General features: G+C 45.8%; 38 protein-coding genes. 6 read left to right on the top strand and 32 right to left on the bottom strand.

Annotated elements, in window-relative coordinates; genetic code table 11:
- Positions 1-34: 34 nt before the first annotated feature.
- Positions 35-910 (bottom strand): uroporphyrinogen-III C-methyltransferase, encoded by an 876-nt coding sequence (gene cobA, locus AACR11_RS21500; protein ID WP_009698871.1) that lies wholly within the window; start codon positions 908-910, stop codon positions 35-37.
- A 275-nt stretch (positions 911-1,185) separates the two neighbouring features.
- On the opposite strand from cobA, the gene cpdB reads away from it, so the two are divergent.
- Both cpdB and AACR11_RS21490 read left to right on the top strand, forming a co-directional pair.
- A complete protein-coding gene (gene cpdB, locus AACR11_RS21495; protein ID WP_029788845.1) occupies positions 1,186-3,147 on the top strand; it encodes a 2',3'-cyclic-nucleotide 2'-phosphodiesterase in 1,962 nt (653 codons plus the stop codon).
- Positions 3,148-3,294: 147 nt separating this feature from the next.
- Positions 3,295-3,867 carry a Crp/Fnr family transcriptional regulator gene (locus AACR11_RS21490; protein ID WP_009698873.1) on the top strand — a complete coding sequence of 191 codons (573 nt, stop codon included), beginning with the start codon at positions 3,295-3,297 and terminating at the stop codon, positions 3,865-3,867.
- 67 nt (positions 3,868-3,934) lie between these two features.
- Here the strand turns inward: AACR11_RS21490 and dbpA are convergent, their stop codons facing one another.
- The gene (gene dbpA, locus AACR11_RS21485) at positions 3,935-5,314 is read right to left on the bottom strand and encodes an ATP-dependent RNA helicase DbpA (RefSeq protein WP_005430562.1); all 1,380 of its coding nucleotides are present in this window, start codon (positions 5,312-5,314) and stop codon (positions 3,935-3,937) included.
- A 146-nt stretch (positions 5,315-5,460) separates the two neighbouring features.
- On the opposite strand from dbpA, the gene AACR11_RS21480 reads away from it, so the two are divergent.
- On the top strand, positions 5,461-5,913 hold the full coding sequence (locus AACR11_RS21480) for a GNAT family N-acetyltransferase (RefSeq protein ID WP_005450547.1): 453 nt from the start codon (positions 5,461-5,463) through the stop codon (positions 5,911-5,913).
- On the top strand, positions 5,914-6,774 hold the full coding sequence (locus AACR11_RS21475) for a DMT family transporter (protein WP_029788846.1): 861 nt from the start codon (positions 5,914-5,916) through the stop codon (positions 6,772-6,774). It begins immediately after the preceding gene.
- Positions 6,775-6,850: 76 nt separating this feature from the next.
- Here AACR11_RS21475 and AACR11_RS21470 read toward each other — a convergent pair whose 3' ends face one another.
- Entirely contained in the window at positions 6,851-7,447 is a 597-nt protein-coding gene (locus tag AACR11_RS21470) for a LysM-like peptidoglycan-binding domain-containing protein (RefSeq protein WP_029788847.1), read from the bottom strand.
- A gap of 231 nt (positions 7,448-7,678) precedes the next feature.
- Between AACR11_RS21470 and AACR11_RS21465 the strand changes: the two genes are divergently transcribed.
- Both AACR11_RS21465 and AACR11_RS21460 read left to right on the top strand, forming a co-directional pair.
- Positions 7,679-8,299 (top strand): FKBP-type peptidyl-prolyl cis-trans isomerase, encoded by a 621-nt coding sequence (locus tag AACR11_RS21465; protein ID WP_005450553.1) that lies wholly within the window; start codon positions 7,679-7,681, stop codon positions 8,297-8,299.
- Between the two features lie 151 nt (positions 8,300-8,450).
- Entirely contained in the window at positions 8,451-8,930 is a 480-nt protein-coding gene (locus AACR11_RS21460) for a DUF2780 domain-containing protein (RefSeq protein WP_029788848.1), read from the top strand.
- Between the two features lie 156 nt (positions 8,931-9,086).
- Here AACR11_RS21460 and rplQ read toward each other — a convergent pair whose 3' ends face one another.
- From rplQ to rpmE, 29 genes are all read right to left on the bottom strand, one after another.
- Complete coding sequence (rplQ, locus tag AACR11_RS21455; RefSeq protein ID WP_005383141.1) at positions 9,087-9,467, bottom strand: 50S ribosomal protein L17; 381 nt, start codon at positions 9,465-9,467, stop codon at positions 9,087-9,089.
- Between the two features lie 26 nt (positions 9,468-9,493).
- Positions 9,494-10,486: a DNA-directed RNA polymerase subunit alpha gene (locus AACR11_RS21450; RefSeq protein WP_005383143.1), complete on the bottom strand. Its 993-nt coding sequence runs from the start codon at positions 10,484-10,486 to the stop codon at positions 9,494-9,496.
- A gap of 24 nt (positions 10,487-10,510) precedes the next feature.
- A complete protein-coding gene (gene rpsD / locus AACR11_RS21445; RefSeq protein WP_005383146.1) occupies positions 10,511-11,131 on the bottom strand; it encodes a 30S ribosomal protein S4 in 621 nt (206 codons plus the stop codon).
- A 27-nt stretch (positions 11,132-11,158) separates the two neighbouring features.
- Complete coding sequence (rpsK, locus tag AACR11_RS21440; protein ID WP_001118870.1) at positions 11,159-11,548, bottom strand: 30S ribosomal protein S11; 390 nt, start codon at positions 11,546-11,548, stop codon at positions 11,159-11,161.
- Positions 11,549-11,566: 18 nt separating this feature from the next.
- On the bottom strand, positions 11,567-11,923 hold the full coding sequence (gene rpsM, locus AACR11_RS21435) for a 30S ribosomal protein S13 (protein WP_005450559.1): 357 nt from the start codon (positions 11,921-11,923) through the stop codon (positions 11,567-11,569).
- Positions 11,924-12,072: 149 nt separating this feature from the next.
- Positions 12,073-12,186: a 50S ribosomal protein L36 gene (rpmJ, locus tag AACR11_RS21430; protein ID WP_000868186.1), complete on the bottom strand. Its 114-nt coding sequence runs from the start codon at positions 12,184-12,186 to the stop codon at positions 12,073-12,075.
- Between the two features lie 38 nt (positions 12,187-12,224).
- Positions 12,225-13,559 carry a preprotein translocase subunit SecY gene (gene secY, locus AACR11_RS21425; RefSeq protein ID WP_005435093.1) on the bottom strand — a complete coding sequence of 445 codons (1,335 nt, stop codon included), beginning with the start codon at positions 13,557-13,559 and terminating at the stop codon, positions 12,225-12,227.
- A 20-nt stretch (positions 13,560-13,579) separates the two neighbouring features.
- Positions 13,580-14,014 carry a 50S ribosomal protein L15 gene (gene rplO, locus AACR11_RS21420; protein WP_005450562.1) on the bottom strand — a complete coding sequence of 145 codons (435 nt, stop codon included), beginning with the start codon at positions 14,012-14,014 and terminating at the stop codon, positions 13,580-13,582.
- 5 nt (positions 14,015-14,019) lie between these two features.
- Positions 14,020-14,196, bottom strand: a complete 177-nt coding sequence (gene rpmD / locus AACR11_RS21415; protein ID WP_005450564.1) for a 50S ribosomal protein L30 — start codon at positions 14,194-14,196, stop codon at positions 14,020-14,022.
- Positions 14,197-14,203: 7 nt separating this feature from the next.
- Positions 14,204-14,707: a 30S ribosomal protein S5 gene (gene rpsE, locus AACR11_RS21410; protein WP_005435090.1), complete on the bottom strand. Its 504-nt coding sequence runs from the start codon at positions 14,705-14,707 to the stop codon at positions 14,204-14,206.
- 14 nt (positions 14,708-14,721) lie between these two features.
- A complete protein-coding gene (gene rplR, locus AACR11_RS21405) occupies positions 14,722-15,075 on the bottom strand; it encodes a 50S ribosomal protein L18 (protein WP_005435088.1) in 354 nt (117 codons plus the stop codon).
- A 9-nt stretch (positions 15,076-15,084) separates the two neighbouring features.
- Positions 15,085-15,618, bottom strand: a complete 534-nt coding sequence (gene rplF / locus AACR11_RS21400; protein WP_005450565.1) for a 50S ribosomal protein L6 — start codon at positions 15,616-15,618, stop codon at positions 15,085-15,087.
- 12 nt (positions 15,619-15,630) lie between these two features.
- Positions 15,631-16,023: a 30S ribosomal protein S8 gene (gene rpsH / locus AACR11_RS21395; RefSeq protein WP_005450567.1), complete on the bottom strand. Its 393-nt coding sequence runs from the start codon at positions 16,021-16,023 to the stop codon at positions 15,631-15,633.
- Between the two features lie 29 nt (positions 16,024-16,052).
- Positions 16,053-16,358 carry a 30S ribosomal protein S14 gene (gene rpsN, locus AACR11_RS21390; RefSeq protein WP_004410442.1) on the bottom strand — a complete coding sequence of 102 codons (306 nt, stop codon included), beginning with the start codon at positions 16,356-16,358 and terminating at the stop codon, positions 16,053-16,055.
- 17 nt (positions 16,359-16,375) lie between these two features.
- On the bottom strand, positions 16,376-16,915 hold the full coding sequence (rplE, locus tag AACR11_RS21385; protein ID WP_005450569.1) for a 50S ribosomal protein L5: 540 nt from the start codon (positions 16,913-16,915) through the stop codon (positions 16,376-16,378).
- Between the two features lie 23 nt (positions 16,916-16,938).
- Entirely contained in the window at positions 16,939-17,256 is a 318-nt protein-coding gene (gene rplX / locus AACR11_RS21380; protein WP_005435084.1) for a 50S ribosomal protein L24, read from the bottom strand.
- A 13-nt stretch (positions 17,257-17,269) separates the two neighbouring features.
- On the bottom strand, positions 17,270-17,641 hold the full coding sequence (rplN, locus tag AACR11_RS21375) for a 50S ribosomal protein L14 (RefSeq protein ID WP_004410450.1): 372 nt from the start codon (positions 17,639-17,641) through the stop codon (positions 17,270-17,272).
- Between the two features lie 165 nt (positions 17,642-17,806).
- Positions 17,807-18,061, bottom strand: coding sequence for a 30S ribosomal protein S17 (gene rpsQ / locus AACR11_RS21370; RefSeq protein ID WP_005450571.1), 255 nt, complete (start codon positions 18,059-18,061; stop codon positions 17,807-17,809).
- Entirely contained in the window at positions 18,061-18,252 is a 192-nt protein-coding gene (gene rpmC / locus AACR11_RS21365; RefSeq protein ID WP_004410456.1) for a 50S ribosomal protein L29, read from the bottom strand. Before rpmC ends, rpsQ begins: the two co-directional genes overlap by 1 nt.
- Positions 18,252-18,662, bottom strand: a complete 411-nt coding sequence (gene rplP / locus AACR11_RS21360; protein WP_005379577.1) for a 50S ribosomal protein L16 — start codon at positions 18,660-18,662, stop codon at positions 18,252-18,254. Before rplP ends, rpmC begins: the two co-directional genes overlap by 1 nt.
- An 11-nt stretch (positions 18,663-18,673) precedes the next feature.
- Entirely contained in the window at positions 18,674-19,372 is a 699-nt protein-coding gene (rpsC, locus tag AACR11_RS21355) for a 30S ribosomal protein S3 (protein ID WP_005435080.1), read from the bottom strand.
- An 18-nt stretch (positions 19,373-19,390) separates the two neighbouring features.
- Complete coding sequence (rplV, locus tag AACR11_RS21350; protein WP_005383164.1) at positions 19,391-19,723, bottom strand: 50S ribosomal protein L22; 333 nt, start codon at positions 19,721-19,723, stop codon at positions 19,391-19,393.
- Positions 19,724-19,733: 10 nt separating this feature from the next.
- Positions 19,734-20,012, bottom strand: coding sequence for a 30S ribosomal protein S19 (rpsS, locus tag AACR11_RS21345; protein WP_005431614.1), 279 nt, complete (start codon positions 20,010-20,012; stop codon positions 19,734-19,736).
- A gap of 21 nt (positions 20,013-20,033) precedes the next feature.
- Positions 20,034-20,858, bottom strand: a complete 825-nt coding sequence (gene rplB, locus AACR11_RS21340; protein ID WP_005450574.1) for a 50S ribosomal protein L2 — start codon at positions 20,856-20,858, stop codon at positions 20,034-20,036.
- Positions 20,859-20,873: 15 nt separating this feature from the next.
- A complete protein-coding gene (gene rplW / locus AACR11_RS21335) occupies positions 20,874-21,176 on the bottom strand; it encodes a 50S ribosomal protein L23 (RefSeq protein WP_004398471.1) in 303 nt (100 codons plus the stop codon).
- Positions 21,173-21,775: a 50S ribosomal protein L4 gene (gene rplD / locus AACR11_RS21330; RefSeq protein WP_005435074.1), complete on the bottom strand. Its 603-nt coding sequence runs from the start codon at positions 21,773-21,775 to the stop codon at positions 21,173-21,175. The genes rplW and rplD overlap by 4 nt, the downstream gene beginning before the upstream one ends.
- Positions 21,776-21,792: 17 nt before the next feature.
- Positions 21,793-22,422 (bottom strand): 50S ribosomal protein L3, encoded by a 630-nt coding sequence (gene rplC, locus AACR11_RS21325; RefSeq protein WP_005435072.1) that lies wholly within the window; start codon positions 22,420-22,422, stop codon positions 21,793-21,795.
- A gap of 14 nt (positions 22,423-22,436) precedes the next feature.
- A complete protein-coding gene (gene rpsJ / locus AACR11_RS21320) occupies positions 22,437-22,748 on the bottom strand; it encodes a 30S ribosomal protein S10 (protein WP_004410492.1) in 312 nt (103 codons plus the stop codon).
- Positions 22,749-23,204: 456 nt separating this feature from the next.
- Positions 23,205-23,426, bottom strand: a complete 222-nt coding sequence (rpmE, locus tag AACR11_RS21315; protein ID WP_005450576.1) for a 50S ribosomal protein L31 — start codon at positions 23,424-23,426, stop codon at positions 23,205-23,207.
- Positions 23,427-23,659: the final 233 nt, after the last annotated feature.

The raw sequence follows: 23,659 nt of genomic DNA, 5'->3' as shown, positions 1-23,659 counted from the left end.
GAAGGCTCATTAGTCCCTAATCTTTGGTCTGAAATTATATGGAGCTGGCAATAGCACTTTTGTTGAATTCAGTACTAGACAAAAACCAGTCCAACTTTTGAGACAGACGCACAACTTCGCCGACAACAATCAAAGACGGAGCTTGAGCTTCTTTAGATAATTCAGATAGTTGAGAAAGTTCTCCGGTGAAAACTTTTTGCTGGATTTGCGTACCGCGCTCGATGATGGCGATAGGGGTTGAGGCTGCCCTACCATGTTTGATGAGCTGATTCTGAATATAGTGTGATTTCATCAGTCCCATGTAGATCACTAAAGTCTGATTCCCGCGCGCTAATGTCGACCAGTCCATGTCGTCACTTTCTTCTTTAAGATGACCCGTAACAAACAGTGCTGACTGCGCGTAATCACGATGCGTCAGCGGGATCCCGGCATAAGCAGTCGCACCCGCAGCGGCAGTAATGCCCGGAACTACTTGGAAACGAACACCGGCATCAGCCAAAACTTCCAATTCTTCACCACCGCGACCAAACACAAATGGATCGCCACCTTTAATGCGCACCACTTTGTAGCCTTGCTTGGCAAAGTCCACCAGCAATTGGTTAGTCTTTTCTTGCGGCACACTGTGGTGACCAGCACGTTTACCCACGCACACCAAAATGGTTTCGCTTGGAATTAGCGCCATGATCTCGTCAGACACTAGGTAGTCGTAAAGCACGACGTCAGCCTGTTGTAGGCAGTTAAGTGCTTTCAGTGTTAACAGCTCAGGGTCACCCGGACCGGCACCAACAAGGGCAACTTCACCTGGTTGAAGAGATTGCTTGCTAAAACGCGGAAGATCGGCAGCTCGGTTATTCGAAACCAGCCGAGGCTTGTTGATTGGAAAATTCGTTACTGAATCGTTAACTGCCATGTGCTTGCTCATCATCCATTGATATCGTTATGGATGGCATTATGGCGGTGGGTTTATATTACCGGAAATTCTAAAATTTCATTTTTTATTCAAAAAACTGCTAAGAAGCTTTTGTTAGGTCTCATTCAAAATGGTGAAAAAGGCATCACTTTGACACTTTCCTCCGCATTTAATTGCCTAATGTTCACAGTTTTCTGCATCTTAGCCTGAGCTTGCACTAATATTTGTTACATTACGCTGTACGACCCCTCTATCCCATTTAATTGGAGCACCTCATGAAAATGGCAGTTAATCCCGTATCCGTCGCAGTTTTAAGCGGTATGTTGACGCTTGCAGGTCCAGCAATGGCGGACACTATTAAGCTACGTATTATCGAAACCACCGATATTCACACCAATGTGATGGATTACGACTACTACAAAGATCAGCCCTCTCAACAAATCGGTCTTAGCCGTGCGGCGACACTGGTTAAGCAAGCTCGTGAAGAAGCTGTAAACAGTGTATTGGTCGACAATGGCGACTTGATTCAAGGCAGCCCGATGGGCGATTACATGGCAGCGAAAGGGATTAACGCTGGCGAAATCCACCCGGTATACAAAGCGATGAACCAGTTGGATTACGATGTAGGTAACATTGGTAACCATGAATTCAACTACGGTCTTGAGTTCCTGAAAAACTCTATCGACGGTGCGAACTTCCCTTATGTTAGTGCTAACGTTTTCGACAAGAAGACAGGTGAGCACTACTTCAAACCTTATCTCATTAAAACGCACACGTTTAAAGACACCGACGGTCAAAGCCACGAAATCAAAGTGGGCTACATCGGCTTCGTACCACCGCAAATCATGGTGTGGGATAAGAAAAACCTAGAAGGTAAAGTTTTCGCTGAAGACATCACTGAGACTGCGAAAAAGTTGGTTCCTCAGATGAAGAAAGAAGGTGCTGACGTAATTGTGGCGATTCCACACTCGGGCATTTCGACTGACCCATACAAGCTCGGCGCTGAAAACTCGGTTTACTATCTCACAGAAGTTGAAGGCATTGATGCGATTGCATTTGGTCACTCTCACGCCGTGTTCCCAGGTAAAGACTTTGCCAAGCTACAAGGCGTCGACAACGCAAAAGGCACAATTAATGGCGTAACCGCAGTCATGCCAGGTCGCTGGGGTAGCCACGTTGGCGTAATGGACTTGATGCTGAAAGAAAAAGACGGCAAATGGCAAGTTGTTGAGGGTCAATCTGAAGCTCGCCCTATCTTCGACAAAGCCAACAAAAAGTCGTTGGCGGAAGCCGATAAAGGCATCGTGGATGCACTTGTTGATGACCACAAAGGCACACGTGAATTCGTCAATCAGCCAATCGGTAAAGCAAATGATGTGATGTACAGCTTCCTAGCACTTGTACAAGATGATCCAACGATTCAAATCGTAAACCTTGCTCAAAAAGATTACGTGGAACGCTTTATCCAAGGCGACCCAAATCTTGCAGACATTCCAGTACTAAGCGCAGCTGCACCATTTAAAGTGGGCGGACGTAAAGACGATCCAAATGGCTTCACGGAAGTAGAGTCCGGCCAGCTGACTTTCCGTAATGCCGCGGATCTTTACTTATACCCGAATACGCTGGTAGCAATGAAGGTTAAAGGCAAAGAAGTTCACGAATGGCTAGAGTGTAGCGCGGGTCAGTTCAACCAGATTGATGTCAACAGCACCAAACCTCAGTCTTTGTTGAATTGGGATAACTTCCGCACTTATAACTTCGACGTGATTGATGGTGTGAACTACCAAATCGATGTCACTCAACCACCGAAGTACGATGCAAGTTGTAACGTGATCAACCCAGACTCACAACGTATCGTGAACCTGACTTATAACGGAAAACCGGTGGATCCGAAGCAAGACTTCATCATTGCAACCAACAACTACCGTGCTTACAGCGCGACTTTCCCAGGCACTGGTCCGGATTTCATCGCATTTGATTCTCCAGATGAGAACCGCTCAGTAGTTGCTGCTTACATCTCTCGCATCAGTAAAGAGCAAGGTGAAGTAACACCAAGTGCAGATAACAACTGGTCTTTCGCGCCAATCAAATCGGATAACAAACTTGATGTTCGCTTTGAAACCTCACCAAGTGATAAAGCTGCGCAGTTCATCAAAGAGAAAGGGCAATACCCGATGAAACGTGTCGCAACTGACGAAGTTGGTTTCGCGATTTACCAAATCGACCTGAATAAATAAGGGGTATGCCCAAGTAACCTCGAGATGCTAGGTTCTGCGAGAATGACTTGGGTATACTTGACAATGATTTCAAGCGGCTCTCATGAGCCGCTTTTTTGTTATCAGTAAAAAACGTTAGAATGAGAAAAACCGTTTCTGAGTTATCACATGCACAGCGATCTTTTTTCAGACTTAATCAATCATGGCTTCCTCGAAAATGAGGCAAATCAGCTTATTGAACATGGGCAACAGCTTGAACTGCCAACGCGCCATATTCTCAATCACCAAGGTGAGTTCAGCTCGCACATCTACTTTGTATTAGAGGGATTGTGCCACGCCAGTTATCTGACCGACAAAGGGAAGGAATTCAGTAAAGAGTTCTACTGGGAAAAAGATTGGGTGATTGGCTTTGAAGGGCTTATCAAAAATCAGCCTTCGCCGTATTTATTGGAAACGCTGACACCTTGTCATCTGTTTTGCTTACCGGTTGAAGTGCTACATCAGTGGCGTGAAGAAAAGCATCCTATCTACTTAAAGCTGCTCGAAGCGCAACTGATGCATAAAGAAAACAAAGAACGTTTTATGTTGCTTTACTCACCAGAAGAACGTTACCAACTGTTTTGTCAACACTATCCAGACTTAGAACAGCGCATTACCGATAGCCAGATTGCCGCTTACTTGGGGATTACCGCGATCAGTCTTAGCCGAATTAAGTCGCGCTTAAAGAAAGGCAATGAATAAGATCAGGTAGGCTGGAAAAAACAAAGGCGCTCAATGTCGAGCGCCTTTGCATTAAATGAGGTTCTGCTTACTTCAGAATACGAGCACGGAATTGACGACCTTTCATCTTACCGTTACTGATAGTTTGCAGTGCTTTCTTCGCCACAGATTTCTCTACCGCGACATAAGAGCGCATCGCCATTAACTGGATCTTACCCACTTGTGCACCCGTGATACCATTTTTACCAGTCAAACAGCCAAGGATGTCACCCGCACGTACTTTCTGTTTCTTACCGCCATCGATATTAATCGTCACCATCTTCGCTTGGTATGGCTGCTGAGTTGATTTCGCTGGCAGTGTTGCTGGTACCACATCCATATCTAGGTACTCTTCAATACGAGCTACACGTAGACCATCTTTCTCACCAAAGAAGCTGAACGCCAGACCTTTGCTGCCCGCACGACCAGTACGACCAATACGGTGAACGTGTACTTCAGGGTCACGAGACAGTTCGAAGTTAAATACTGCATCAAGGTTGTCGACGTCTAAACCACGCGCCGCCACGTCTGTTGCAACAAGGATAGACACACTCTTGTTGGCAAACTGTACCAGAGCTTGGTCGCGTTCACGTTGTTCTAGATCGCCATGAAGGTCCACCACACTGAAGCCTTTGTGATGCAGTTCATCTGCCACATTCTGTACTTCTTTCTTGGTATTACAGAACACTACTGCTGACTCTGGCTGGTGCGTCAGTAGTAGGTTTGCCAGAGCTTCATCGCGCGCTTCTGAACCTTCAACGTTGTAAAAGTATTGCGCGATGCTCGACGTATCATGTGTCGATTCTACTTTGATCATCTCTGGCGATTGCATAATACGTTGAGCAATCTGTTCGATCTTCTCTGGGAAAGTCGCACTGAATAGCAGTGTTTGACGTTGCTTCGGTGCTGCATCAATGATCGCATCGAGTGCGTCTTGGAAGCCCATTTCCAGCATGCGGTCTGCTTCATCTAGAACCAGCGTGTTTAGCTCTTCTAGGTTAATGCGACCTTTCTCTAGGTGATCAAGGATACGACCGGGCGTACCTACCAGAATATGCGCGCCATGCTCTAGTGAACCGATTTGCGGTCCCATTGGCATACCACCACACAATGTCAGTACTTTAATGTTGTGAATACCACGACCTAACGTACGGATCTCTTTCGCCACCTGATCAGCCAGTTCACGCGTTGGGCACAACACCAAAGATTGTACACGGAAGCGCTTCACGTTTAGGTTGGACAATACGCCCAGACCAAATGCCGCGGTTTTACCTGAGCCTGTTTTGCCCTGACCAATCACATCACGCTGATTCAAAATCGCAGGTAAGCTCAACGCTTGAATTGGCGTCATATGGGTGTAGTTCAATGATTCAAGCGTCTCTAGTAGCGCTGGATTAAGCCCTACTTGGTCAAAAGTTTGTTTGCTCACAGGGAAATATCCTCAGGTGGGATGAAAAAGAGGGCACATTATCGCCAGATTTGTCACGAAGACCAGTGAAAATTAACCATTGTTAATGAGTAATAGCAGAAAACGACGTAAAGTCAGCTGCATTCGCTCATTAATGGATATTGAAAATGATCAACTGGACTGCCCTACCTTTCTCTCAACTGACGACGACACAACTCTACGAGATGCTGCGCTTGCGCGTTGATGTCTTTGTGGTGGAGCAAACCTGTCCTTATCCAGAGCTAGATGGAAAAGATACACTGGAAGGCGTTTTTCACCTATTAGGTTACAAAGGAGATGAACTGGTTGCCTGTGCTCGCCTATTGCCTGCAGGTACCACCTACGACAATGTCAGTATTGGTCGTGTAGTAACCAAGCAAAGCGCTCGTGGTGGTGGTCTTGGACATGAACTGCTTGAGCAAGCCCTGCAACATTGCCAACAGCTTTGGGCAGGTAAAACGATAGATATCGGCGCACAGGAACACCTGATGGCTTTCTATGCGAGTCATGGTTTTGAAGTTATTTCCGAAAGCTACCTTGAGGATGGTATCCCTCATGTGGATATGCGCCGAGTAAGCTAAATGTCACCCCATCATCTGGCGTTACTATTACTGGTTATCGGCAACTTGGCGGCGTCACTCTCCGATGTCGCCGTTAAACTGATTGAAGGCGGCATTAGCCCGTTCCAATATATGTTTGTGCGCCAGTTGGCTTCACTGCTGCTCATCCTACCTTTCTATCTCAGACAACAACCGGATAAACGTAGCCTAAAGCAAGCACCTATTACCTTGTTGCGAGCGCATCTAATATTAATTGGTAGCGGATGTATGATGGTTGCGGTGACTCACCTCCCTCTGGCAACTGCAAACGCGGTTTTTTACGCAGCGCCGATTTTAATGTTGCCGCTGTCGATATTGTTCCTCAAAGAGCATCCTCCACTAAGTAAAATCTTGCTCACTTGCTTCGGGTTCCTTGGTGTCTTAGTGGTGCTCAGGCCGGATCATTTTCATTGGGCTGCACTATTTGCACTCGGCACGGCGACCACACTGGCGATGTTTAATATATTGGTAAGAAAGCTACCCAGTGAACAGTCTGTCGTCACCACACTTTGGTGGACCACGCTGTTCTCGCTGCCTATATCGGCGATAATGGCTTGGTTTTATTGGCAGCCGATTAGTTGGCAAGAACTGACACTAGTTGTCGCAAGTGCAGTGTGCATCTTAAGCTATAACGGCTTGGCAGTAATGGCATATCAAAAAGCTCCAGCCGGAGAAATTGCTTTAGCAGAATACTCTGGCTTAGTGTTCGTAACACTCTTTGGGATATGGTGGTTTGACGAGATTCCAGATTGGCTGACTGCAATAGGGATCCTGATGATCGTATTACCGCTCTTACCATGGAATAAGAGAAGACAACTTGCCAATCAACAGGCACAAGATTGAGTTCCAGCAGCAAGTAAGCTGACAGACATAAAAAAGACGCGAATCATCGCGCCTTTAGAATGCTTGCTAGTGAACGTTATTTATTACGTCCGAATGTCCCGTCAGATAAACGGAAGAACATCACCGACTCACCACTTTTCTCAAGTTGAAGCATATCTAATTTGCCATCGTCAGCGAGCTTGAAGCGCACCAATTGACCTTGCTTGATTCGACTTAAAGGCTTGTCGCTACCTTCAATTTTAACTAGGGCGTTTAAGTCCGCCATTGGCAGTTGATTACTGCGGAATACTTGGGCCAGTGTATCGCCGTTCTTTACCGTGTACTCTTTCCATTGCTCAGACTTTGGTTCTGAGTTTTGTGCAGAACGCTGCTCACTCAAGCTTTGTGCATTCAATTGAATGGCAATACGTTGATTCTCAACTTGAGTATCATCGATAAGTGCTTCAGTATCTTTTGGCACTGGAATGATCAGAAGCACCAACACCACAGGCACCAATACCATTAGTGCACGTTGATGTAGTTTTGGAAGACGGTGCCAAAACTGAGTGACAGGCTCGATCCTCTCCTGCCACTTCTCTTTGCTAAACGGCTGCTTCCAATCGATAGCAGCGAACTTTTGTTTCATCAATTCGACGTGGTCGACTTGCTGCTTTTTCTTTCTGCGACGATTCATTCTGATGAGTCCCTTAATGCTTCTAATCTCAGTATAAAAATACCAGCGCGGAGAGTATATGTTTTTCGCCAAAGTAAAATGTAATTTGGCGTAAATTAGCAGAAATTTCACTTGGAGTAAGAGATAAGTCACACCCTCTGCTCCAGAATGCGACATTCGAGCTCAATCATTTAAACCGAGGCTCGAACCTGATATCCTGTGCCTTTATCACTCCTAACAAGAGCGACATTCATGTCTGAAATTAAATTTGAAACTGCAGAACAGAAAGCTAGCTACGGTATTGGTCTGCAAATGGGTCAGCAACTAGCTGGTTCTGGTCTAGAAGGTCTTAGCGTTGACGCTATCGCTGCTGGTATTGCAACGGCACTAACTGGTGACATGCCATCTATCGAAATCGATGAGATCAACAACGCGCTTCAAGAGCTACACACTCGTGCAGAAGCAGCTCGTCAAGAAGCAGCTAAAGCAGCAGCAGCTGACGGCGAAGCGTTCCTAAAAGATAACGCTCTACGTCCAGAAGTAAACGTTCTTGAGTCTGGTCTTCAGTACGAAATCATCACTGAAGGTACTGGTGAAATCCCAACAGCGGCGTCTCAAGTACGTGTTCACTACCACGGTGAGCTAACTGACGGCACTGTATTCGACAGCTCTGTATCTCGCGGTCAACCTGCTGAGTTCCCAGTAACTGGCGTAATCAAAGGCTGGGTTGAAGCTCTTCAACTAATGCCTGTTGGCTCTAAGTGGAAACTATACATCCCACAAGACCTAGCATACGGTGAGCGTGGCGCAGGTGCTGCAATCCCTCCATTTGCAGCTCTAGTATTCGAAGTAGAACTACTAGACATCCTATAATTGAGACCATTCTCAATAGCAAATTCGAAGCGGCGCACACTAGCGCCGCTTTTTTTGTCTAGAATAAACAGACTTGAGCTCAATAACCTTACGTCTCAGTAATCTCAAGAAGTAAACAAACAATAATAATCGCAAGCCACATGGAGGTATTATGCGTAAAACACTCCTCACCTTAGCTCTGCTGTCAATGAATATTAGTACAGCTCACGCTTTTCTTGATGCCGTGACCGACAAAGATAACCAAGAAGGTTTAATGGACATGGTTAGCCAAGGTATGAATGCGGAGTCCTCTCCAATCACAGATTTACTAACGAGCCAATTACCAGTTTCGACTGAACAAGCCGCTGGCGGCACAAGTGCATTATTAGCTTTGGCACAAAGCCAACTGTCAGATCAAAATAGCAGTGAACTAAAATCTCTGATCCCAGGGATGTCGAGTTTGGATGGCGCACAAAGCTTGCTAGGTAATATCGAAAGTTTAAGCGCGGTACAAAGCACTTTTGACAAATTGGGGTTAGACCCTTCAATGATCAGTCAATTTGCGCCGGTGATACTGGGCTATTTAGGCGACCAAGGGGCAAGCGAGGGCTTACTCAAGTCACTAAGTGGATTGTGGAGTTCAGGCAGCTAAGAAGTTTCGCCTAAACATAAATTAAGACTAAAGATTCGATTATCAAAGATTAGTTTGAGAGGGGAGACGGAAAACTCAATTTGTTTCGCTTTCAAATACGACAGATACAAAAAAGCCGAGCTAATGCTCGGCTTTTTTTGTTCTTACGAACTGAGATTACTCAGCAGCTTCTTCAGCAGCTGGGCGATCTACAAGCTCAATGTAAGCCATTGGAGCTTTATCACCAGCACGGAAGCCAGCTTTTAGGATACGAGTGTAACCGCCCTGACGAGCAGCAAAACGTGGACCTAGTTCGTTAAACAGTTTTGCAACTACTTCGTTGTCACGAGTACGTGCAAATGCTAGACGACGGTTAGCAACACTGTCAGTCTTAGCTAGTGTAATCAAAGGCTCAACTACGCGACGTAGCTCTTTTGCTTTTGGCAAAGTAGTCTTGATAACTTCATGACGTACTAGAGAGCTAGCCATGTTGCTGAACATCGCTTTACGATGTGAGCTGTTGCGGTTGAGTTGACGACCACTCTTACGATGGCGCATGACCTAATCCTTCTAACTAGTATCGATTAATCTTCAGCGATTGATGCAGGTGGCCAGTTTTCTAGGCGCATGCCCAGAGACAGACCACGTGACGCAAGTACGTCTTTAATCTCAGTAAGAGATTTTTTACCGAGGTTAGGCGTTTTAAGTAGCTCAACCTCAGTACGTTGTACTAGATCACCGATGTAGTGAATCGCTTCTGCTTTCAGACAGTTAGCAGAGCGAACTGTTAGTTCAAGATCGTCTACAGGACGCAGTAGGATCGGATCGAATTCTGGCTTCTCTTCCTTCTCCTCAGGTACACGTACATCACGAAGATCTACGAACGCATCCAATTGTTCAGCTAGGATAGTAGCTGCACGACGGATTGCTTCCTCAGGTTCTAGAGTACCGTTTGTTTCCATATCGATAACAAGCTTGTCTAGATCAGTGCGCTGTTCTACACGAGCTGCTTCTACAGCGTAGGCAATTTTGTCTACTGGGCTGTAAGTAGCATCTACTAGTAGGCGACCGATTGGACGCTCGTCTTCTTCGTTATGGATACGCGCAGAAGCTGGAACATAACCACGACCACGTTCAACTTTGATACGCATTGCGATCTCAGCGTTGTCATCCGTTAGGTGACAAATAACGTGTTCAGGGTTAGCGATCTCTACATCACCGTCATGGGTGATGTCACCTGCAACCACAGGGCCCGAGCCTGATTTGTTCAAAGTAATGAACACTTCATCTTTGCCTTCAGCTACGCGCACTGCCAAACCTTTAAGGTTTAGAAGGATTTCAAGAATATCTTCTTGTACGCCTTCTTTAGTGCTGTACTCATGAAGTACGCCTTCGATTTCTACTTCTGTCACTGCACAACCAGGCATAGAAGATAGAAGAATGCGGCGAAGTGCATTACCTAGAGTATGACCAAAGCCACGCTCTAATGGCTCAAGAGTTACTTTTGCGTGAGTCGAGCTGATTTGTTCGATGTCAACTAGACGTGGCTTAAGAAATTCTGTTACAGAACCCTGCATTGTGTCCTCTCTTTAGTTTAAACCTTACTTAGAGTAAAGCTCGACGATCAATTGTTCGTTGATGTCAGCTGATAGATCAGAACGCTCAGGCATACGCTTGAATGTACCTTCCATCTTGCCACCATCTACTTCAATCCAAGTTGGTTTTTCACGTTGTTCAGCAACTTCTAGAGCTGCTTTGATACGAGCTTGCTGTTTAGCTTTCTCGCGGATAGAAACAACGTCATTAGCCGCTACTTTGAAAGAAGGAACGTTTACAACTTTACCGTTAACTAGGATAGCTTTGTGGCTAACTAGCTGACGTGCTTCTGCGCGAGTTGCGCCAAAGCCCATGCGGTAAACTACGTTATCAAGACGACCTTCAAGAAGCTGAAGTAGGTTTTCACCTGTGTTGCCTTTAAGACGCGCAGCTTCTTTGTAGTAGTTACGGAATTGTTTTTCTAGAACGCCGTACATACGACGAACTTTTTGCTTCTCACGAAGCTGAACGCCATACTCAGATAGACGACCGCGACGAGCGCCGTGTACACCTGGTGCGTTATCAATTTTACACTTGGTATCGATCGCGCGAACACCAGACTTAAGGAATAAGTCAGTGCCTTCACGACGGCTAAGCTTCAGCTTAGGACCCAAATATCTTGCCATGATCTTTCTCCAGTAATCTAAAAAACGTTATACGCGACGTTTCTTAGGTGGACGACAACCGTTATGAGGGATTGGTGTAGCATCAACGATGTTTGTGATGCGGAAACCAGCTGCGTTCAGAGCGCGAACAGTAGATTCACGACCTGGACCAGGACCCTTAACCATAACTTCCAAGTTCTTTAGACCGTATTCTTTAGCCATTTCAGCACAACGCTCAGCAGCAACCTGTGCAGCGAACGGAGTAGACTTACGAGAACCACGGAAACCAGAACCACCTGCAGTAGCCCAAGCTAGAGCGTTACCTTGACGGTCAGTAATGGTTACGATTGTGTTATTGAAAGAAGCATGGATGTGCGCAACGCCATCTGCAACTTGCTTGCGTACGCGCTTACGAGCGCGAGTTGGTTGTTTAGCCATTGTACTCTACCTTCCCGATTATTTCTTGATCGGCTTACGCGGACCCTTACGGGTGCGAGCGTTGGTTTTAGTACGCTGTCCACGTAGTGGTAGACTGCGACGATGACGAAGACCACGGTAACAGCCAAGGTCCATAAGACGCTTGATGTTCATAGATACTTCACGACGTAGATCACCTTCTACAGTGTACTTAGCTACACCATCACGCAGTTGATCGATCTGCTCTTCAGTTAGTTCACTGATCTTAACATCTTCAGCAATACCCACTTCAGCTAGGATAGCTTGAGAGCGAGTTTTACCGATGCCGTAGATCGCCGTTAGAGCGATTACAGCGTGTTTCTGATCAGGAATGTTAATGCCTGCTATACGGGCCATTATTCACTCCTAAGTGTTTCTATAAAAGAATTAGCCGCAGCAAAGCCCGTTATGGATACGCTGCGGAGTACTACTTCTTTTGCACGCAAAAGGTAGGCCGAGGAATATACTCGACCTAACCTTCATTTTCAAGTAAAAATTTCTGCTAATTAGCCTTGGCGCTGTTTGTGCTTTGGCTCACTGCAAATCACGCGAACAACACCGTTGCGCTTGATTACTTTACAGTTACGGCAGATTTTTTTAACGGAAGCACGAACTTTCATTGCTAAACTCCGTAATTGAAACTGAGTCTACCGTCGAATTAACGACCGTAGCCTTTCAGATTCGCTTTCTTCAACACAGAATCATACTGTTGAGACATCAGATGAGTCTGTACCTGTGCCATAAAGTCCATGATAACAACTACTACGATAAGTAGTGATGTACCGCCGAAGTAGAAACGTACGTTCCACGCGACCATCATGAACTCGGGAATCAGACAGATAAAGGTAATGTACAGTGCACCCGCTAGGGTTAAACGTGTCATCACTTTATCAATGTACTTAGCTGTCTGCTCACCTGGGCGGATACCGGGTACGAATGCACCGGACTTCTTCAAGTTATCTGCTGTTTCACGCGGGTTGAATACCAACGCCGTGTAGAAGAAACAGAAGAAAATAATCGCTGCTGCATAAAGCATTACATACAGCGGTTGACCTGGGCTAAGAGCCAAAGACACGTCAGTTAACCAACCGAACGCGCTGCTCTCACCGTTCTGACCAAACCACTGAGCCAGTGTTCCTGGGAACAGGATAATACTTGATGCAAAAATCGCTGGAATAACACCCGCCATATTAATTTTAAGTGGCAAGTGCGAGCTTTGCGCAGCAAATACTTTACGACCTTGTTGACGCTTAGCGTAGTTAACGACGATTCGGCGTTGACCACGTTCCATGAAAACAACGAAGTAAATTACTGCAAAAGCTAATACCGCGATTAGCAACAGAAGAAGTACATGCAATTCACCTTGACGCGCTTGCTCGATTGTTTGACCGATTGCAGAAGGCAATCCAGCAACAATACCTGCAAAAATCAGAATGGAAATACCATTACCGATTCCTCGCTCTGTAATTTGTTCACCTAACCACATTAGGAACATGGTACCAGTTACTAAACTTACGGTAGCAATTAGCGTAAACATGGTTTGGTTCATAACAACCAGATTATCGACCATGTTTGGTAAGCCTGTTGCAATACCAATAGCTTGGAATGTTGCAAGTACAAGCGTGCCGTAGCGTGTATATTGGCTGATCTTACGACGGCCTGCTTCACCCTCTTTTTTGAGTTCCGCTAACGCTGGATGAACTACAGTTAGCAATTGGACAACAATAGAAGCCGAAATATACGGCATGATGCCCAACGCTAATATAGATGCACGCTCAAGAGCACCACCGGAGAACATGTTAAACATTTCAACGATGGTACCTTTTTGCTGTTCGAACAAATCGGCAAGTACAGCAGCGTCAATACCAGGAATCGGCACAAAAGAGCCGGCTCGGAATACTAAAAGTGCACCAATTACGAATAACAAGCGCGACTTTAGTTCACTTAAGCCGCTCTGAGCACTACGAAAATCTTGTCCTGGTTTCTTAGCCATCTGTACCTCGTTCCTCGAGATTATTCCTCGATTTTACCGCCTGCAGCTTCGATTGCAGCTTTAGCGCCTTTAGTCACACGTAGACCTTTAACAGTCACTGCTTTGTTAATCTCACCAGAAAGAACAACTTTTACAAATTCGATGTTCTTAGTGATGATGTTAGCAGCTTTAAGGCTGTTTAGATCAACCACGTCACCAGAAACTTTCGCTAGCTCAGCTAGACGAACTTCAGCAGACACTAGGCTCTTACGAGAAGTGAAACCGAATTTTGGTAGACGTTGTTTCAGAGGCATTTGACCGCCTTCGAAACCTGGACGAACTTTACCGCCAGAACGTGATTTTTGACCTTTGTGACCACGGCCACCAGTTTTACCTAGGCCAGAACCGATACCACGACCTACACGCTTAGGAGCGTGCTTAGAGCCAGCAGCCGGTGCAAGAGTATTCAAACGCATTCTGATTACTCCTCAACTTTAACCATGTAGAAAACCTTGTTGATCATACCGCGTACACACGGAGTATCTTCAAGTTCTACTGTATGGTTGATTTTACGAAGACCTAGACCACGCAAAGTAGCTTTGTGCTTTGGTAGGCGGCCAATTGAGCTTTTAGTTTGAGTTACTTTAATAGTTGCCATGGTGTTCTTACTCCGAAATAGCTTCAACAGTTAGACCACGTTTAGCAGCAACCATTTCTGGCGACTTCATGCTACCTAGTGCATCGATCGTTGCACGAACGATGTTGATAGGGTTCGTAGAACCGTATGCTTTAGATAGTACGTTGTGTACACCAGCAACTTCTAGTACTGCACGCATCGCACCACCTGCGATAACACCAGTACCTTCTGCAGCAGGCTGCATGTAAACTTTAGAGCCCGAATGGCGACCTTTCACTGGGTGGTGAAGAGTGCCTTCGTTTAGCGCGATAGTAGTCATGTTACGACGCGCTTTTTCCATTGCTTTTTGAATCGCTGCAGGTACTTCACGAGCTTTGCCGTAACCGAAACCTACACGACCGTTACCGTCACCAACTACTGTTAGTGCAGTGAAGCTCATGATTCGACCGCCTTTAACCGTTTTAGAAACACGGTTAACTGCGATTAGCTTTTCTTGCAAATCATTCGCTTGAACTTGTTGTTCTTTAGCCATCTTCCAACCCTACCTTAGAATTTCAGACCAGCTTCGCGAGCAGATTCTGCTAGCGCCGCTACTCGACCGTGGTATTGGAAACCAGAACGATCAAATGCAACTGCAGTTACGCCTTTTTCAAGAGCGCGCTCAGCAACAGCTTTACCTACTGCTTTAGCTGCATCAACGTTACCAGTGTATTTCACTTGCTCACGGATCGCTTTTTCTACAGTAGAAGCTGCTGCGATAACCTCAGAGCCATTAGCCGCGATAACCTGTGCGTACACGTGACGAGGAGTACGGTGTACAACTAGGCGAGTCGCACCCAGTTCTGCAATCTTACGACGTGCACGTGTAGCACGACGGATGCGAGATGCTTTCTTATCCATAGTGTTACCTTACTTCTTCTTAGCTTCTTTAGTACGCACATTTTCATCTGCGTAACGAACACCTTTACCTTTGTAAGGCTCAGGTTGACGGTAAGAACGAATGTCAGCCGCAACTTGACCAACTAGTTGCTTATCACAACCAGTGATGATGATTTCAGTTTGGCTTGGACATTCAGCTTTAATACCCGCTGGCAACTCGTGCTCAACTGGGTGAGAGAAGCCTAGTGTTAGACCTACAGCGTTGCCTTTGATAGCAGCACGGTAACCAACACCTTTAAGAGTTAGCTTCTTAGTAAAGCCTTCAGTAACACCAACAACCATGTTGTTAACTAGAGCGCGAGCTGTACCAGCTTGTGCCCATGCGTTAGCAACACCTTCTTTAGGACCGAAAGTTAGGTTGTTTTCTTCCTGAGCGATTACTACAGCGTTGTTAAGAACGCGAGATAGTTCGCCCTTAGCACCTTTTACAGTGATTTCTTGGCCGTTTAGTTTCACCTCTACGCCAGCTGGAATAGCGACAGGTGCTTTAGCAACACGAGACATATTCTACTCCTATTAAGCTACGTAGCAGATGATTTCACCACCAAGACCTGCTTTACGTGCAGCGCGGTCTGACATAAGACCCTTGGAAGTAGAAACGATAGCAATACCAAGACCACCCATTACAGAAGGAAGTTGATCTTTCTTCTTGTAAACACGTAGACCTGGACGAGAAACACGTTTAAGTTGCTCGATTACTGGTTTAGCTTGGAAGTACTTAAGAGTAACTTCTAGCTCAGGTTTTGCTTCGCCTTCAACAGCGAAGTCAACGATGTAACCTTCAGCTTTTAGTAGTGCAGCGATTGCAACTTTAAGCTTTGAAGAAGGCATTTTAACAGCAACTTTGTTTGCTGCCTGACCGTTACGAACACGGGTCAGCATATCCGAAATCGGATCTTGCATGCTCATATGATTTACTCCAAATGATTAAGTGGCAATTACCAGCTAGCCTTACGAAGACCCGGAATCTCGCCTTTCATGCAAGCTTCACGAACCTTAATACGGCTTAGACCGAACTTACGTAGGTAACCGTGTGGACGACCAGTTTGGTTACAACGGTTGCGCTGACGTGATGCACTTGAATCACGTGGAAGAGATTGCAGTGTAAGAACCGCATTCCAACGATCTTCTTCAGATGCGTTTACATCGCTGATGATAGCTTTTAGCGCTGCACGCTTTTCAGCGAACTTAGCTACTAGCTTCGCACGTTTTGCTTCACGTGCTTTCATTGAATTTTTAGCCATAACAGTAACCCTTCACCTTACTTACGGAATGGGAAGTTAAAGGCAGCCAGCAGAGCACGGCCTTCCTCATCAGTACCAGCAGACGTCGTAATAGTGATGTCTAGACCGCGTACTCGATCAACTTTATCAAAGTCGATTTCCGGGAAGATGATTTGCTCGCGAACGCCCATGCTGTAGTTACCGCGACCGTCAAAAGACTTAGCGCTAACACCACGGAAGTCACGTACTCGTGGAAGAGCGATCGAAATTAGACGCTCAAGAAAATCCCACATACGTTCGCCACGCAAGGTTACTTTACAACCGATAGGGTAGCCTTCACGGATTTTGAAACCTGCAACAGATTTACGAGCTTTAGTGATAAGTGGCTTTTGACCAGAGATCGTTGCCATATCAGCAGCTGCGTTTTCTAGCAGTTTCTTATCGTTGATTGCTTCACCAACACCCATGTTTAGGGTGATTTTCTCGATTCTAGGGACTTGCATGACGCTTGTGTAGCTAAACTGTTTGGTCAGTTCAGCGACTACAGACGACTTGTAGTAATCATGCAGTTTCGCCATAGTAGAACTCCAAATTACTTCTATTAGTTAGAAACGATTTCGTTGTTAGACTTAAAGAAACGAACTTTCTTACCATCTTCAAAACGGAAACCGATACGGTCAGCTTTACCAGTAGCTGCGTTAAAGATCGCCACGTTAGAAACGTCGATTGCTGCTTCTTGCTCTACGATACCGCCTTGGATACCTAGTGCAGGAACAGGTTTCTGGTGTTTCTTAACAAGGTTGATACCTTCAACGATAACTTTACCAGTTGCTAGGACCTTAGTTACTTTACCTTTCTTGCCTTTGTCTTTACCAGCAAGAACGATTACTTCGTCATTACGACGGATTTTAGCTGCCATTTCTACGTGCTCCTTACAGAACTTCTGGAGCCAGTGAAACGATCTTCATGAACTTATCGCCACGAAGTTCGCGTGTCACAGGACCAAAGATACGTGTACCGATTGGTTGCTCAGTGTTGTCGTTCAACAATACACAAGCATTTCGGTCGAAGCGAATGACAGAACCGTCAGGACGACGTACGCCTTTACGGGTGCGCACTACCACCGCCTTCAGAACGTCACCTTTTTTAACTTTACCGCGAGGAATTGCTTCCTTAACAGTAACTTTGATAACGTCACCGATATGTGCATAACGGCGGTGAGAGCCACCCAGAACCTTAATACACATTACGCTGCGTGCGCCTGAGTTATCAGCTGCGTCCAGCATACTTTGCATTTGGATCATGTTAGTGCTCCGCTAAATAATAAAAAAACTAGACCCTCTCGGGTCGGGCTGCCTCTTTAAAAGGGACGCGAATTGTACCACCCTTTTTTGTGATTGGGTAGTCAAAAAATAAACGGCTCCAAAAATAATTTTTGGAGCCGTTTGTCAATCATAGATTGGGGAAGATTACATCTTCGCCTTTTCTACAACTTTAACCAAAGTCCAAGACTTAGTCTTAGACAGTGGACGACACTCTGCGATTTCAACTTTGTCGCCTAGGCCACATTCGTTGTTCTCGTCGTGTGCGTGTACTTTAGTCGTGCGCTTTACGAATTTACCGTAAATTGGGTGTTTAACCATGCGCTCGATAGCAACTACGATAGACTTGTCCATCTTGTCGCTAACAACACGACCTTGTTGAGTACGTTTTACTTCGCTCATTATGCGCCTGCCTTCTCAGTCAAAACAGTTTTCACACGTGCGATATCACGGCGTACAGCTTTCAGAGTATGAGTTTGCTGTAGCTGACCAGTTGCAGCTTGCATGCGCAAGTTGAACTGTTCACGTAGCAAATTCAATAGCTCAGCGTTAAGCTCTTCAACGCTTTTCTCGCGTAGATCTTGTGCTTTCATCACATCACCTGCTTAGTTACAAATGTAGTTTTGAATGGCAGTTTACGAGCCGCTAGGCGGAACGCTTCACGAGCCAATTCTTCAGGTACACCACCCATTTCGTACATAACCTTACCAGGTTGGATTTGGGCTACCCAGTACTCAACGTTACCTTTACCCTTACCTTGACGAACTTCAAGTGGTTTTTCTGTGATTGGTTTGTCTGGGAACACACGGATCCAGATTTTACCTTGACGCTTAACGTGACGTGTCATTGCACGACGTGCCGCTTCAATTTGACGAGCAGTTAGACGACCACGGCCAACAGCTTTAAGACCGAATTCGCCGAAGCTTACATCAGTACCTTTAGCTAGACCACGGTTACGACCTGTCTGAACCTTACGGAACTTAGTACGTTTAGGTTGTAGCATCTGTCGACTCCTTACTTACGGCCTTTACGCTGCTTCTTAGGCTTGTCGCCTTTAGGCTCTACAGCGTTAGCTGCTGGCATACCACCTAGGATCTCACCTTTGAAGATCCAAGTTTTAATGCCGATCACACCGTATTGAGTGTGAGCCGAAGAAGTTGCGTAATCAATGTCTGCACGTAGAGTGTGTAGAGGTACACGACCTTCACGGTACCACTCAGAACGTGCGATTTCAGCGCCGCCTAGACGACCGCTTACTTCTACTTTGATGCCTTTAGCACCTAGACGCATTGCGTTTTGTACCGCGCGCTTCATAGCACGACGGAACATAACACGACGCTCTAGTTGAGACGCGATGCTGTCACCAACAAGTTGTGCATCAAGTTCAGGCTTACGTACTTCAGCGATGTTAATTTGCGCTGGTACACCTGCAATTTTTGCTACAGCTGCGCGTAGTTTCTCAACGTCTTCACCTTTCTTACCGATTACAACGCCTGGACGAGCAGTGTGAATAGTCACACGGATGCTCTTAGCAGGACGCTCGATAACGATGCGTGAAAGAGACGCTTTTTGTAGTTCCTTAGTTAGGAACTGACGTACCTTGAAGTCGCCGTCTAGGTTGTCAGCGAAATCTTTGGTGTTAGCAAACCATGTAGCATTCCAAGGCTTAACGATGCCAAGACGAATACCATTAGGATGTACTTTTTGACCCATTGCTTACTCTCCTAGTCTCTAGCGATCTGCTACAACAACAGTGATGTGGCTTGAACGCTTCAAGATACGATCCGCACGACCTTTAGCACGAGGCATAATACGCTTCATGGTTGGGCCTTCATCTACAAAGATTTTTGCGACATTCAGATCGTCAATATCTGCACCTTCGTTGTGCTCCGCGTTAGCGATAGCAGACTCTAGAACTTTCTTAACTAGAGCAGCAGCTTTTTTGTTGCTGAACGTTAGAATTTCTAGAGCTTGGTCAACAGATTTACCACGAATTAGATCCGCAACTAAGCGAGCTTTCTGAGGCGAAATGCGAGCAAAGTTATGTTTAGCAATAGCTTCCATTATTTACTCCTTAACGCTTCTTAGCTTTCTTATCCGCAGCGTGACCGCGGTAAGTACGTGTTGGTGCGAATTCACCTAGTTTGTGACCGATCATTTCTTCGGTTACGAAAACAGGTACGTGCTGACGACCATTATGGACAGCGATGGTCAAACCGATCATCGATGGGATGATCATTGAACGACGGGACCAAGTCTTAAGTGGCTTTTTGTCTCCGCTTTCCACCGCTTTCTCTACCTTCTTCAGCAAGTGTAGGTCAATAAATGGACCTTTCTTGAGAGAACGTGGCATGGCGATTCCTCTTTATATAGATTACTTGTTACGACGACGTACGATGTACTTGTCAGTGCGTTTGTTCTTACGAGTCTTGAAGCCTTTAGTTGGCATACCCCAAGGAGATACTGGATGACGGCCACCAGAAGTACGACCTTCACCACCACCGTGTGGGTGATCAACCGGGTTCATTACTACACCACGTACGGTTGGACGTACGCCGCGCCAGCGTGAAGCACCAGCTTTACCAAGTTCACGTAGCATGTGCTCAGAGTTACCAACTTCACCGATTGTTGCACGGCCTTCAGAAAGAACTTTGCGCATTTCGCCAGAACGTAGACGGATAGTTACGTACGCACCGTCGCGAGCAACGATTTGAGCGTAAGCACCAGCCGAACGAGCTAGCTGACCACCTTTACCAGGTTTTAGTTCAACGTTGTGTACAGTTGAACCTACTGGGATGTTACGCATTGGTAGAGTGTTACCAGCTTTAATCGGTGCATCAACACCAGATTGGATAACATCACCAGCTTGAACACCTTTAGGTGCTAGGATGTAGCGACGCTCACCGTCTTTGTAAAGAACTAGAGCAATGTTTGCGCTACGGTTTGGATCGTATTCTAGACGCTCAACTGTCGCTGGGATACCGTCTTTAGTACGTTTGAAGTCAACTACACGGTAGTGGTGCTTGTGACCACCGCCGATGTGACGTACTGTGATACGACCGTTGTTGTTACGACCACCGTTCTTAGAGTTTTTCTCTAGAAGTGGTGCGTATGGCTTGCCCTTGTGTAGGTCAGCGTTAACAACTTTAACAACGTGACGACGACCAGGGGAAGTCGGCTTACATTTAACAATAGCCATTCTTAACTACTCCTGTTATTCCGCGCCGCCAACAAAGTCAAGATCTTGACCTTCTTTCAAAGTAACGTACGCTTTCTTAACGTCGCTGCGGCGACCTTGGCGTAGACCTTGACGTTTGGTCTTACCCTTAGTGATAAGAGTATTTACAGACTTAACTTCAACTTCAAAAAGCTTTTCTACAGCTGCTTTGATCTCTTTTTTAGTTGCATCTTTAGCTACTTTGAAAACGATAGTGTTCGCTTTCTCAGCTGCCATAGTTGCTTTTTCAGAGATGTGCGGAGCACGTAGAACTTTTAGGATACGCTCTTCAGTGATCATGCTAGCATCTCCTCAACTTGCTTAACTGCTTCAGCAGTCATTACAACTTTGTCGAACGCGATTAGTGAAACTGGGTCGATACCAGCAACGTCACGTGCGTCAACTTTGTATAGGTTACGAGCAGCTAGGAATAGATTCTCATCTACTTCGCTAGTCACGATTAGAGCGTCAGTTAGCTCAAGCTCTTTAAGCTTAGCAACTAGCTCTTTAGTCTTTGGCGCTTCAACTGAGAAGTTATCAACAACGATTAGACGCTCTTGACGAACTAGCTCAGAAAGAATGCTCTTCATAGCACCGCGGTACATTTTTTTGTTTACTTTTTGGCTGTGATCTTGTGGTTTCGCAGCAAAAGTAACACCACCTGTACGCCAGATTGGGCTACGGATTGTACCAGCACGCGCACGGCCAGTACCTTTTTGACGCCATGGCTTAGCGCCACCGCCAGAAACTTCTGAACGTGTTTTTTGAGCACGTGTACCTTGACGAGCACCTGCTGCAAACGCAACAACTACTTGGTGTACAAGAGCTTCGTTAAACTCACGTCCGAAAGTAGTTTCGGAAACAGTTAGTGCATCAGCACCTTTAACCATTAGTTCCATTACTTACTCCTGAGACGTTATGCTTTAACAGCTGGTTTAACGATCACGTTGCCACCTGTTGAGCCTGGTACTGCACCTTTGATAAGAAGCAGATTGCGCTCAGCGTCAACACGTACGATCTCTAGGTTTTGAGTCGTTACACGCTCAGCACCCATGTGACCTGCCATTTTCTTGCCTTTAAATACGCGACCTGGAGTTTGACATTGGCCAATTGAACCCGGTGCACGGTGAGACAATGAGTTACCGTGAGTCATATCTTGAGTACGGAAGTTCCAACGCTTAACAGCGCCTTGGAAACCTTTACCCTTAGATGTACCAGTAACGTCTACTTTCTTAGTTTCGTTGAATAGTTCAACTGTTAGCTCAGCGCCAACTGCGAACTCTTCACCGTTTTCCAAACGGAATTCCCAAAGACCACGACCAGCTTCAACGCCAGCTTTAGCAAAGTGACCTGCTTCAGCTTTGTTTACGCGGTTAGCTTTCTTAGAACCAGCAGTTACCTGGATTGCAGCGTAGCCATCTGTCTCAAGAGTTTTAACTTGAGAAACACGGTTTGCTTCAACTTCAACAACTGTTACTGGGATAGAAACGCCGTCTTCAGTAAATACGCGGGTCATGCCCACTTTACGACCGATTAGACCAATCATTCTTCTAATCTCCCTTAACCTAGGCTAATTTGAACGTCAACGCCCGCAGCAAGGTCTAGACGCATTAGAGCATCAACAGTTTTGTCTGTTGGCTCAACGATGTCGATTAGACGCTTGTGAGTACGGATTTCGTACTGGTCACGTGCTTTCTTGTTAACGTGTGGAGAGATAAGAACTGTGAAACGCTCTTTACGAGTTGGTAGTGGGATTGGACCACGAACCTGTGCGCCAGTGCGCTTAGCTGTTTCAACGATTTCCGCTGTAGAAGCGTCGATTAGTTTGTAATCGAATGCTTTTAGGCGGATACGGATACGTTGGTTCTGCATGAGACAGAGCTCCAATATTAAAAATTACACAAACAATATCGCCACTCAGACTCGTAAAGACGAGAGAATGCCGATTGATTTATGTGAAACCGTAGCATCCAAGATTAGGACGCATTGTCAGTTAATTTTCGATTAACTACCCCTACATACCAGAGTCACCTCTGGGGATAGTTTTTCCGAAGAAAAGATAGCTAATTGTATTAACCGCGAACATAAGCTGAGTCTACATTACCTCGTAAATCCGAAGATTTACTCGCTCCTCATTGCTCATTGGTTCACAACTGGCTTAACCAGTGCGCTGCATTATACAGATCACACTTTAGGATGCAATAGCCGAGTGAAAAATAATCGAACAAATTTTAGTCGCTCGATTCTCCCCTACTTTTGCGCTAGCCAATAAACAAAAAGGACGCCGAAGCGTCCTTTTTTAAACTGTAATCGTAATAGCGTCTGCTATTATTTCTTACCGCTTGATAGTGCACCGAAACGCTTGTTGAAGCGATCAACACGGCCGCCTGTATCAACGATACGTTGCTTACCAGTGTAGAATGGGTGACACTTGTCACATACGTCTAGGTGGATAGATTCCTTCGCTAGAGTAGATTTGAACTCGAAAGAGTTGCCGCAAGAACAAGTAGCAGTGATTGCTTTGTATTCTGGGTGGATACCAGCTTTCATGGGATAACCTCAATTGTAGGCCGTGTCGCTATACGAGTCTAAGCCGCACACCACACGTAATTAATAATAAAAGTGCGATACCGCATCGACCAATCGCCGAAGCCATATCTCAAGGCGCAGTATAGTAATGAATCACTAAGCTAGGATCAACACATTTGGCAACTTTTTCGCCACTTTTTTCACCAGTACTTTAGTACTGAGAGGAATCTACCCTCATTAAATACCGATCACTC

It is taken from the genome of Vibrio sp. L85 (assembly GCF_963871815.1).
Lineage (GTDB): Bacteria > Pseudomonadota > Gammaproteobacteria > Enterobacterales > Vibrionaceae > Vibrio > Vibrio harveyi.
This window is presented reverse-complemented; position numbering and strand designations above follow the sequence as displayed.

Coding starts and splice junctions, on each gene's coding strand:
- cobA (WP_009698871.1), bottom strand. CDS start 910: ATGGCAGTTAACGATTCAGTAACGAATTTTCCAATCAACAAGCCTCGG.
- cpdB (WP_029788845.1), top strand. CDS start 1,186: ATGAAAATGGCAGTTAATCCCGTATCCGTCGCAGTTTTAAGCGGTATG.
- AACR11_RS21490 (WP_009698873.1), top strand. CDS start 3,295: ATGCACAGCGATCTTTTTTCAGACTTAATCAATCATGGCTTCCTCGAA.
- AACR11_RS21480 (WP_005450547.1), top strand. CDS start 5,461: ATGATCAACTGGACTGCCCTACCTTTCTCTCAACTGACGACGACACAA.
- AACR11_RS21475 (WP_029788846.1), top strand. CDS start 5,914: ATGTCACCCCATCATCTGGCGTTACTATTACTGGTTATCGGCAACTTG.
- AACR11_RS21470 (WP_029788847.1), bottom strand. CDS start 7,447: ATGAATCGTCGCAGAAAGAAAAAGCAGCAAGTCGACCACGTCGAATTG.
- AACR11_RS21465 (WP_005450553.1), top strand. CDS start 7,679: ATGTCTGAAATTAAATTTGAAACTGCAGAACAGAAAGCTAGCTACGGT.
- AACR11_RS21460 (WP_029788848.1), top strand. CDS start 8,451: ATGCGTAAAACACTCCTCACCTTAGCTCTGCTGTCAATGAATATTAGT.
- rplQ (WP_005383141.1), bottom strand. CDS start 9,467: ATGCGCCATCGTAAGAGTGGTCGTCAACTCAACCGCAACAGCTCACAT.
- AACR11_RS21450 (WP_005383143.1), bottom strand. CDS start 10,486: ATGCAGGGTTCTGTAACAGAATTTCTTAAGCCACGTCTAGTTGACATC.
- rpsD (WP_005383146.1), bottom strand. CDS start 11,131: ATGGCAAGATATTTGGGTCCTAAGCTGAAGCTTAGCCGTCGTGAAGGC.
- rpsK (WP_001118870.1), bottom strand. CDS start 11,548: ATGGCTAAACAACCAACTCGCGCTCGTAAGCGCGTACGCAAGCAAGTT.
- rpsM (WP_005450559.1), bottom strand. CDS start 11,923: ATGGCCCGTATAGCAGGCATTAACATTCCTGATCAGAAACACGCTGTA.
- rpmJ (WP_000868186.1), bottom strand. CDS start 12,186: ATGAAAGTTCGTGCTTCCGTTAAAAAAATCTGCCGTAACTGTAAAGTA.
- secY (WP_005435093.1), bottom strand. CDS start 13,559: ATGGCTAAGAAACCAGGACAAGATTTTCGTAGTGCTCAGAGCGGCTTA.
- rplO (WP_005450562.1), bottom strand. CDS start 14,014: ATGCGTTTGAATACTCTTGCACCGGCTGCTGGCTCTAAGCACGCTCCT.
- rpmD (WP_005450564.1), bottom strand. CDS start 14,196: ATGGCAACTATTAAAGTAACTCAAACTAAAAGCTCAATTGGCCGCCTA.
- rpsE (WP_005435090.1), bottom strand. CDS start 14,707: ATGGCTAAAGAACAACAAGTTCAAGCGAATGATTTGCAAGAAAAGCTA.
- rplR (WP_005435088.1), bottom strand. CDS start 15,075: ATGGATAAGAAAGCATCTCGCATCCGTCGTGCTACACGTGCACGTCGT.
- rplF (WP_005450565.1), bottom strand. CDS start 15,618: ATGTCTCGTGTTGCTAAAGCACCTGTCGCTATTCCAGCTGGCGTAGAG.
- rpsH (WP_005450567.1), bottom strand. CDS start 16,023: ATGAGCATGCAAGATCCGATTTCGGATATGCTGACCCGTGTTCGTAAC.
- rpsN (WP_004410442.1), bottom strand. CDS start 16,358: ATGGCTAAAAATTCAATGAAAGCACGTGAAGCAAAACGTGCGAAGCTA.
- rplE (WP_005450569.1), bottom strand. CDS start 16,915: ATGGCGAAACTGCATGATTACTACAAGTCGTCTGTAGTCGCTGAACTG.
- rplX (WP_005435084.1), bottom strand. CDS start 17,256: ATGGCAGCTAAAATCCGTCGTAATGACGAAGTAATCGTTCTTGCTGGT.
- rplN (WP_004410450.1), bottom strand. CDS start 17,641: ATGATCCAAATGCAAAGTATGCTGGACGCAGCTGATAACTCAGGCGCA.
- rpsQ (WP_005450571.1), bottom strand. CDS start 18,061: ATGAGCGAAGTAAAACGTACTCAACAAGGTCGTGTTGTTAGCGACAAG.
- rpmC (WP_004410456.1), bottom strand. CDS start 18,252: ATGAAAGCACAAGATCTACGCGAGAAAAGCGTTGAAGAGCTTAACGCT.
- rplP (WP_005379577.1), bottom strand. CDS start 18,662: ATGCTACAACCTAAACGTACTAAGTTCCGTAAGGTTCAGACAGGTCGT.
- rpsC (WP_005435080.1), bottom strand. CDS start 19,372: ATGGGTCAAAAAGTACATCCTAATGGTATTCGTCTTGGCATCGTTAAG.
- rplV (WP_005383164.1), bottom strand. CDS start 19,723: ATGGAAGCTATTGCTAAACATAACTTTGCTCGCATTTCGCCTCAGAAA.
- rpsS (WP_005431614.1), bottom strand. CDS start 20,012: ATGCCACGTTCTCTCAAGAAAGGTCCATTTATTGACCTACACTTGCTG.
- rplB (WP_005450574.1), bottom strand. CDS start 20,858: ATGGCTATTGTTAAATGTAAGCCGACTTCCCCTGGTCGTCGTCACGTT.
- rplW (WP_004398471.1), bottom strand. CDS start 21,176: ATGATCACTGAAGAGCGTATCCTAAAAGTTCTACGTGCTCCGCACATC.
- rplD (WP_005435074.1), bottom strand. CDS start 21,775: ATGGAACTAATGGTTAAAGGTGCTGATGCACTAACTGTTTCCGAAACT.
- rplC (WP_005435072.1), bottom strand. CDS start 22,422: ATGATTGGTCTAATCGGTCGTAAAGTGGGCATGACCCGCGTATTTACT.
- rpsJ (WP_004410492.1), bottom strand. CDS start 22,748: ATGCAGAACCAACGTATCCGTATCCGCCTAAAAGCATTCGATTACAAA.
- rpmE (WP_005450576.1), bottom strand. CDS start 23,426: ATGAAAGCTGGTATCCACCCAGAATACAAAGCAATCACTGCTACTTGT.